This window comes from Ruegeria sp. SATB027 (assembly GCF_059613825.1).
On record NZ_JBXWTH010000037.1, the window covers coordinates 127,560 to 135,115 of the forward strand.

Annotated in this window: 9 protein-coding genes; 3 read left to right on the plus strand and 6 right to left on the minus strand. The window is 55.4% G+C overall.

Annotation, left to right across the window (positions count from 1 at the left end; translation table 11 throughout):
• Positions 1–117: 117 nt before the first annotated feature.
• The gene (locus AC2FPW_RS10175) at positions 118–867 is read left to right on the plus strand and encodes a HupE/UreJ family protein (protein WP_496813568.1); all 750 of its coding nucleotides are present in this window, start codon (positions 118–120) and stop codon (positions 865–867) included.
• 291 nt (positions 868–1,158) lie between these two features.
• Here the strand turns inward: AC2FPW_RS10175 and AC2FPW_RS10180 are convergent, their stop codons facing one another.
• Entirely contained in the window at positions 1,159–2,019 is an 861-nt protein-coding gene (locus tag AC2FPW_RS10180) for a DMT family transporter (protein ID WP_496813570.1), read from the minus strand.
• Positions 2,020–2,090: 71 nt separating this feature from the next.
• Here AC2FPW_RS10180 and AC2FPW_RS10185 point away from each other — a divergent pair, with 71 nt between their 5' ends.
• Positions 2,091–3,524: an aminotransferase-like domain-containing protein gene (locus tag AC2FPW_RS10185; RefSeq protein ID WP_496813571.1), complete on the plus strand. Its 1,434-nt coding sequence runs from the start codon at positions 2,091–2,093 to the stop codon at positions 3,522–3,524.
• A gap of 83 nt (positions 3,525–3,607) precedes the next feature.
• Here the strand turns inward: AC2FPW_RS10185 and AC2FPW_RS10190 are convergent, their stop codons facing one another.
• Together AC2FPW_RS10190 and AC2FPW_RS10195 are read right to left on the minus strand one after the other, a co-directional pair.
• Complete coding sequence (locus tag AC2FPW_RS10190) at positions 3,608–4,009, minus strand: VOC family protein (protein WP_496813572.1); 402 nt, start codon at positions 4,007–4,009, stop codon at positions 3,608–3,610.
• A 107-nt stretch (positions 4,010–4,116) separates the two neighbouring features.
• The gene (locus AC2FPW_RS10195; protein ID WP_496813573.1) at positions 4,117–4,593 is read right to left on the minus strand and encodes a cupin domain-containing protein; all 477 of its coding nucleotides are present in this window, start codon (positions 4,591–4,593) and stop codon (positions 4,117–4,119) included.
• A 90-nt stretch (positions 4,594–4,683) separates the two neighbouring features.
• On the opposite strand from AC2FPW_RS10195, the gene AC2FPW_RS10200 reads away from it, so the two are divergent.
• The gene (locus tag AC2FPW_RS10200) at positions 4,684–5,259 is read left to right on the plus strand and encodes a hypothetical protein (RefSeq protein WP_480483844.1); all 576 of its coding nucleotides are present in this window, start codon (positions 4,684–4,686) and stop codon (positions 5,257–5,259) included.
• 334 nt (positions 5,260–5,593) lie between these two features.
• Here the strand turns inward: AC2FPW_RS10200 and AC2FPW_RS10205 are convergent, their stop codons facing one another.
• Genes AC2FPW_RS10205 through AC2FPW_RS10215 form a run of 3 tightly spaced genes read right to left on the minus strand, consistent with a single transcriptional unit; the run spans position 5,594 to position 7,494 of the window.
• A complete protein-coding gene (locus tag AC2FPW_RS10205) occupies positions 5,594–6,019 on the minus strand; it encodes a GlcG/HbpS family heme-binding protein (protein ID WP_496813575.1) in 426 nt (141 codons plus the stop codon).
• A 9-nt stretch (positions 6,020–6,028) separates the two neighbouring features.
• Complete coding sequence (locus AC2FPW_RS10210; protein WP_496813577.1) at positions 6,029–6,496, minus strand: MaoC family dehydratase; 468 nt, start codon at positions 6,494–6,496, stop codon at positions 6,029–6,031.
• Positions 6,496–7,494 (minus strand): aldo/keto reductase, encoded by a 999-nt coding sequence (locus tag AC2FPW_RS10215; RefSeq protein ID WP_496813580.1) that lies wholly within the window; start codon positions 7,492–7,494, stop codon positions 6,496–6,498. The genes AC2FPW_RS10210 and AC2FPW_RS10215 overlap by 1 nt, the downstream gene beginning before the upstream one ends.
• Between the last annotated feature and the right edge of the window lie 62 nt (positions 7,495–7,556).

Sequence of the window (7,556 nt, forward strand, 5' to 3'; positions counted from 1 at the left end):
CGCCGCCAGCATATTGTTCAGGTTGTGTCGTGTCTTTCCACCGAGACCTGTTTTCGCACGAGAGGCGGTGCCATCCTCAACCACGCCATCGCGCGAAGCCACGTCGCATAGTGCCAGTTGCGCACTCAGATCGTCTTTAATGCGTCTGTTTCGCGGCAGGCATTACAGGCCGGGTTGACGGGTGATGAAACACCTGGCGATGTCCCATGCATGATTCCAGGGCTCGGAAGCGCTTGTAATCATGGTTCCGTTCGCAGAATTTATGTCGGTAAGGCGCCTGGTATTGCCGGAGTCCTCTCAAGTTACATCGCGCTCGGGGTGCCGCACATCCTGGATGGTTCGGATCATTTGCTGTTTGTCTTCGCACTTCTGCTGCTGATCCGCGATCGCGGTCGGCTGTTCTGGGCGATCACTGCTTTCACACTGGCACACAGCATTACTTTGGCTGCAGCAACACTCGGTTGGCTGAATGTCCCCCCACCTCCGGTCGAGGCAGTCATCGCTCTCTCAATCGTGTTCCTCGCCTGCGAGCTATCTTTACCACCTGAAGCCCGCGATCCCATCACCGTGCGATTCCCCTGGGTGGTCTCCTTCGCGTTCGGCCTGATCCACGGTCTCGGTTTTGCAGGCGCATTGCGAGAGATCGGCTTGCCCAAAGGGGATATCCCATTGGCGCTTTTTGCCTTCAACATCGGTGTGGAGCTTGGTCAGATTCTCTTTATCGTTGTGATCCTGGCGGCCGGTGTCGCGGCCCGGCGTGTCTATCCTGCGATCAGGGATCGGGCCGGTCAGTTCGAACGCGTGACAAGCTACGGCATCGGTAGTTTGGCGGCGTTCTGGGTGGTCGACAGGATATTGGGGTTCTGAACGGTATCAAAGCCGTGCACCCCGAGCGATTATGTAAAAGGTTACTTAAACGGTTATCACAGAACAAATCGACTCAAACAGCGCAGAGCGGCTGGAGGTTAGACCAGTTTGAGGCGCCGAAGGACCGCTCTTGAGCGGTCGTCGCAACGCCGCAGCCGGTTTTCCAGCAGCGATAGACAACTGCAGTATGGCGTATAGCGACGCCGGTGGCGCAGGAGTTATCCACCCCATCCACAATGCGGGCTGCGACCCCGGCTTCCGACTTGGGCAGTGGATGGCAGGAGTGGGCCGTCACGCGAAACGCTTTGCCCCCGCCACGCAAATCACCACAAAGACCGTGACACTGATCATGGATGGCGCAACGGGCTCGGCGAGCAAAAGAGCCGCAAGAGTCAAACCGAAGAACGGCTGAAGAAGCTGAAGCTGACCAACGCCTGCTGTGCCGCCAAGTGCAAGGCCACGGTACCAGAATATGAAACCGATTAGCATCGAAAAGATCGAGACGTAGCCTAGACTGAGCCAGACCGGCAAGGTCAGCTCGTTTAACGTGGGTGGCCATGTCAGAATCGCGAAAGCAGCCATAATAGGTAAGGATAGAACCAGAGCCCAGGAAATCACCTGCCATCCGCCCAATCGGCGCGACAACTGCGCTCCCTCCGCATAGCCCAACCCGCATGCCACGATCGCTGCTACCATAAAGAAACCGCCAATGAGCGAACCGCCAGCGCCTTGGGAGAGCGCGAAACCAACGACGGCGGAGCTGCCAAGGATTGAGAATACCCAGAACAACGCGGTCGGACGCTCACCACCACGCAGCACGCCAAAAGCAGCGGTGATCAAGGGCAATAAGCCGATAAAGACGATCGAATGCGCAGCTGTGATGTGTTGCAATGCCAGTGCCGTCAAAAGCGGAAAGCCGATCACCACACCGAAGGCAACTACAACAAGAGAAATCAGATCCGTGCGCAAGGGTCGCTTCTCTCTGAAAAGGGCCAACAAGAAAATTGCCAGAACCGCCGCCAGAACCGCACGGGCTGATGTCAGGAAGAGCGGGTCCAGGCTACTTACAGCCACCCGCGTGGCGGGTAGTGATCCGCTGAAGATCAACACACCGAGTAGTCCGCTGCCCCAGCCAGAAAACGAGGAGTTCATAAAGAAAGATCCCTTTTTGGACCTTGTAGCTGGAGTGGTGGGAAAAATGCAGATACAAAGCGATACAATTCATGCAAACTGTACTGTTCATCAGTCCCATACAAAGGCAATCTTATATGGCCGTTGCAACCCGTAGAGCTTTTGTGATGGAACATATAACGCGCCGCATCCGATCGCGGGCACTGGGTGCGGGTGAAAAACTTCCCTCGGTTCGGGGCCTCGCAACGCGCTTGGGCGTGTCACCTTCGACAGTGGTCGAGGCCTATGATGTCTTGGCTGCAAAAGGAGTTATTTTTGCTCGACGCGGCTCAGGGTTCTATGTGTCAAACCGCGTACAGCCGTTCGAGGTTTCACAGACCGGGCCGCTGCTTGAGCGCGAGATTGATCCGCTCTGGGTTGCGCGACAATCGATTGACGCCAGCGAGGGCATGGCAAAGCCTGGATGTGGCTGGATGCCTGCCGATTGGATGCCTGTCGAGTCGCTCCGGCGAGCGATGCGCCGAGTGGCACGTGGCGACGACAATATGCTTACAGATTACAGCTGTGCACAGGGCCATTCTGGTCTGCGCCAGCATGTGGCACGAATGCTGTGCGACCAGAACATAGAGGTAGATCCCGATACTGTTTTGCTCACCAATTCCGGATCGCTGGCGCTGGACTTGATTTGTAGATTGCTTCTCAAGCCCGGTGATACCGTTTTGGTAGATGATCCTTGTTATTTCAACTTTCAGGCCCTTCTAAGAGCGCACCAGATTTCCATTGTCAGTGTACCCTACACGCCTAACGGCCCCGACCTTGCCGCATTTGAGAACGTGCTTTTGAGAGAGCGCCCACGGCTCTACCTGACCAACTCGGCATTGCACAACCCAACGGGCGCGACACTCACTGCAGCAACTGCACACCGTGTGCTGTCTTTGGCCGAAACCTATGATTTGCAGATCGTGGAAGATGCTATTTTCTCTGAGTTCGAACCTGATCTTTCGCCAAGGCTGGCTTCACTGGATGGGCTGAATAGGGTTCTCACGATTGGGAGCTTCTCCAAAACCCTTTCTGCATCGTTGCGATGTGGATACATAGCAGCGCGCCCTGACTGGATTGCGTCTCTGACTGAGCTTCAGGTTGCGATCAGCTTCGGAGGCCCCAGCCCAATGGTGACAGAATTGCTACATTCAGCGCTCACTGATGGCAGCTATCGCAAACACATGGAGGCGCTTAGGGACAAATTGGATCGCGTCCGCGCGCGTTCAATCGAAGAATTAAATACGCTGGACATAAGGCCTTTCGTGAAGCCCAGAGGTGGATTTTATCTATGGTGCGAACTGCCCAACGGGCAGGACGCTGCTGCGATGGCACGAAAAGCCCTTAAGAAAAATGTTGTTTTGGCACCCGGAAATGTCTTTAGCCCAACTCAATCAAAGAACTCGTTTCTACGTTTTAACGTAAGCCAGATGGCCGGAAAGACACTATCGCAAGTACTTCGTGATCTGATGAGTGACGCTCAATAAGAACGTCTGCTTCAAGGAACGGTCAAAGACTTTGCCTCTCAAGATAAATGTCCGGTTAGGGCCGCAAGGAGTTCGGCCATGGGTTAATCGGTATTGGCAGCAATGACTTCTATTACATTACCGTCCGGATCCTGAGCAAAGAACGACCGACCATTCCAGGGCAGACTGCCGGGCCATGAGCGTTCGCGAATGATCATTTTCAGGTCTGCGAAACGGGACCGCTCCAGATCGTATTGGGCGTCGGGAACCTCAAAGGCGATGTGGTCGAGCGTTGAAAGCGACGCATCGATGGAGTGTCCTCTCTCGAATAGAGCGAGAAGTTGCGGGTGCCCGACTTTGCCCAGCGGCGAATTCAGTGCGCCGACTTCCAGAAAAACCACACCGGCTTCGCGGTGATGGAACTTGAAACCCAGAAAATTTTGATAGAACGCAATTGCCCGGTCCAAGTATTCAACACGAATGGCGATTTCTGCGATGCGAAACATGGTAGTGGTTCTCTCTTGCGGGCGCACACGCGATGCCATTGTGACATTCAAAAAAAAACGAAGCATTGACCATAAGCAGCCGCTGATGGCCGTCGATTCATCGCTCTTTAGGCGCGGTGATCTGCAACCTCCGGCGCGAGTATCGTCATGCCCAACGAAGATGCTTTTGCAACCAGGGCCGGGATATCTGGAGGACCGCTCGGCGGCAAAGGCCGCGTTGCGCCCTCGGGCAATTCGGATCCGACGGACGTAAAGAACCGCTCGTGCATCACGCCGGGGGCGTTCACTATCAGTAGTTTCGCTTCCTCCGAGACAGCGGAAAAGGCGTGTATCGCCCCATCAGGGACGGTTAGAAACATGCCTTTCTTCGCAACGATGTCTTCTCCATCGACGTGAAAAGCAACTTCGCCATCCAGTACGTAGAAAGCTTCCATTTCGCCGGCGTGCATATTTGGTGGGGCACCTGCGCCCTTTGGAACAATGCACTCCATGACGCAGTACTTGCCGTCGGTTTCGTCAGGATACGCCAGAAACTTAACGACATTTCCCAAGACATCGTAGGTGCGGTGACGTTGGACGTTCATTGGCTTCTCCTTGTTGATTCTAGTTCGCATATACGTAATTATGATACACATGTCTCATTTTGAGGCAAGTGTCTTATTTTGGAGTGCTTGATGGCGCCAAGTCTCAGCAAACGATCCAGAACCCGCGAAGCGATTCTTGAGGGCGCGCGAAGTCTGATGTTGCGTGGCGAAACCGTAACTGTTGCGGCCGCAGCGGCAGAGAAAGGAATTTCGCGCGCGACTGCGTACCGGTATTTTTCGGACCCGCAGATTTTGGCCAACGAAGCAGGACTTGCCGTGGCTGTGCGTCCTTACGAAGAGGTGGTCGCAGGACATGAGGGCGCGCGGAAAAAAACGATTGCGGTCGCTCTGTATATTTTCGACCTCTCAGTCGAAAATGAAGCGGCCTTCCGTCAGTTCCTTGCGCGTAGCTTGGATGCCTGGCTCGTGCATGGTCCCGGCGACAGGCGCGGCGCGCGGCGGGTCGAAATGTTCAGAAACGCCCTTTGCTCGGCAAATCTTTCACCCACTGAGAAGACCCGTTTGGTGAACGGGCTGACAGCAGCATCAGGTTCGGAGGCCATGATAGCTTTGTATGATATCGCCAAAACCGACCCAAAAGCGGCGCGCGCTGCAATCCGCGATGTCGCCGAGGCGCTCCTGGACAAGTTCGGGGTCACCGAATGAAGTGCGCCGCTTCCGACCGCCAAACGTGATCGAGCTAAAGACTGCGCGCCAGGCAAGACATCAACGCCAAACCAAATTGACCATCTTCCGCACAAGCTGCGCGGTGTTCAACGAAGTACTGAGCGCACAGCCAAGGTCTGCGAGACTGGCTGCGGTCGCAGCGTCAGACTAGAGCGCTGAGTGTCTGTTGGGGGCCGCGAGTGATGGTGTTGCGCAGTGCACAAATATCCACTTCTTGAATGATGTCGCCCAGGGCAATCGCCTTTTGATTGACGCACAACCGCGGCCCATTGCGCTGCAAACAGCTCCGCATGCCGTGGCGGTAAAACTCGATTCAGTCGCCCAGACCAATAGCCGCCAAACCAGCCAGAACGCACTGAATGTCATCAGGACCGGCTGCGCCGGACACACCCATTGCACCGATCAACACACCGTCTTCAAAAATGGGAACTCCGCCATCCCAAGCACACAGGCCCGGGCGGTTCAGCAGACCCATTTCCAAATTCGGATGCGAGGACATGCGTTCAGCAAACGCCCGCGTGGTTTTTCCCAGAACCGCTGTCCGAGCTTTGTCCATCGCGAAATCAGCCACGGCGGCAGGTGCCGTATCCATCCGTCCGGCGGCAATCATGTGCCCGCTTGGGTCGACCACAAGCGCTGCAACTGACCATCCGTTCAGCGCTGCATGATCCAGGGCTGCTTGAACCGCCTTATTGGCCGCAACGTAGGTGATAATTCGTTTGGTGAATGATACCGACATGAACCCTCATCAATCTTGTTGAAGTTGCAGATCAAAGATCAACTCATTGGTTCCTTGCTGAACTCTCAGGTCATCCTGATTGAAAACATCAAACTTAAATTCAATGATCCCGCGTTTTCCCGATGTCGTAATGCGTTTTGAGACGACGATCAGATCAGCCCGGATCGTGTCACCTGCGAAGACGGGTTTCTCAAAGCGCCAGTTCCACCCGAGCGACGCCAGGCCATCGGGTTTGGCTTGAGACTGAAACTTGAGCCCATCAACCACTGACAGCACAAAAAGGCCATGCGCAACGCGGGCTTTGAACCCCCGCCGCCGGGCTGCGGCATCGTCGAGATGAAGCTCATATTCATCTCCGGTCAGCGCGGCAAAAGCGGCAATGCGATCCGCAGAAATCTCTGCGGACCCCGTTTTCATGACATCCCCGACCGTCAGATCGTGATAGCCATATCTTCCTGCCGGCAGAGCAGTTCGCATCATTCCGGGACTGGGGCGTCTTCTCGAAGAAGCCCCTTTGCCTTCAGGTCAGACCAGAATTCTGCGGGAATGTCGTGGCTGAACCAGTTGAGGTTTTGGTCCAGTTGTTTGACCGTACGGGTCCCGGCCAGAAAACTGGGGATTGCCGGGTGTGCCACAACGAATTGCAGTGCGGCTGCAGGCAGAGGTACATTGTAGTCCTCGCATACGGCTTCGATCCTGGTAACCTTGTCCATGATGTCGGCAGGTGCCGGAGCATAATTGTACTTGGCCCCTTCCTTTGCGCCAGTCGCCAGAATGCCGGAATTGAAGCCGCCGCCAACAACCACTGCCGCGCCGCGCTCCTCACATAGCGGTAGGAATTTATCCAGCGCATCCTGTTCCAACAAGGTGTAGCGCCCCGCCAGCAGGAAGCAGTCGAAGTCACGCTGCTCAAGCGCGGCGTGGCAGACCTCCCACTCGTTCACACCAACACCGATTGCTTTGACAACGCCTTGGTCACGCAGGCTTTCCAGCGCTTTCCACGCACCATCCATAGCTTGTCTGAACACTTCGGGTTGTTCGTCGCCGCGCGTGAAAACATCGATATCGTGAATGAAACAGATATCCATCCGCTCCAAGGCCATCCGCTGCAAACTGTCTTCAAACGACCGCATGACGCCGTCGTAAGTGTAATCAAAATGCATCGTGAACGGCGCGGCATTCGTCCAAGGAGCGAAATCGATATCCTGACGTCGGGCAGGCTTCAGCACGCGCCCCACTTTGGACGACAGGATGAAGTCGCCACGGTTCTTCCACCGCAAGCTATGACCGGTCCGCATTTCCGAAAGCCCGTGGCCGTACATCGGTGCCGTGTCAAAATACCGAACACCCTTGTCCCAGGCATGCTGGATCATCGCATCCGATGTTTCTTCGTCGATTTCTCGAAAGATGTTACCGATTGGCGCTGTGCCAAATCCAAAGGCGGTCACCTCTAGATCAACCCGGCTTTGTTGCACAAATGGCGTGAGGGATTCCCTGTTTGAATCCAGTGGGGTAGCAATGGTGCATGAGCAGTTGG

Bases quoted from the DNA above. Each gene is read 5' to 3' on its own strand.
- AC2FPW_RS10180 (WP_496813570.1), bottom strand. From the start codon at position 2,019: ATGAACTCCTCGTTTTCTGGCTGGGGCAGCGGACTACTCGGTGTGTTG.
- AC2FPW_RS10185 (WP_496813571.1), top strand. From the start codon at position 2,091: ATGCAAACTGTACTGTTCATCAGTCCCATACAAAGGCAATCTTATATG.
- AC2FPW_RS10190 (WP_496813572.1), bottom strand. From the start codon at position 4,009: ATGTTTCGCATCGCAGAAATCGCCATTCGTGTTGAATACTTGGACCGG.
- AC2FPW_RS10195 (WP_496813573.1), bottom strand. From the start codon at position 4,593: ATGAACGTCCAACGTCACCGCACCTACGATGTCTTGGGAAATGTCGTT.
- AC2FPW_RS10200 (WP_480483844.1), top strand. From the start codon at position 4,684: ATGGCGCCAAGTCTCAGCAAACGATCCAGAACCCGCGAAGCGATTCTT.
- AC2FPW_RS10205 (WP_496813575.1), bottom strand. From the start codon at position 6,019: ATGTCGGTATCATTCACCAAACGAATTATCACCTACGTTGCGGCCAAT.
- AC2FPW_RS10210 (WP_496813577.1), bottom strand. From the start codon at position 6,496: ATGCGAACTGCTCTGCCGGCAGGAAGATATGGCTATCACGATCTGACG.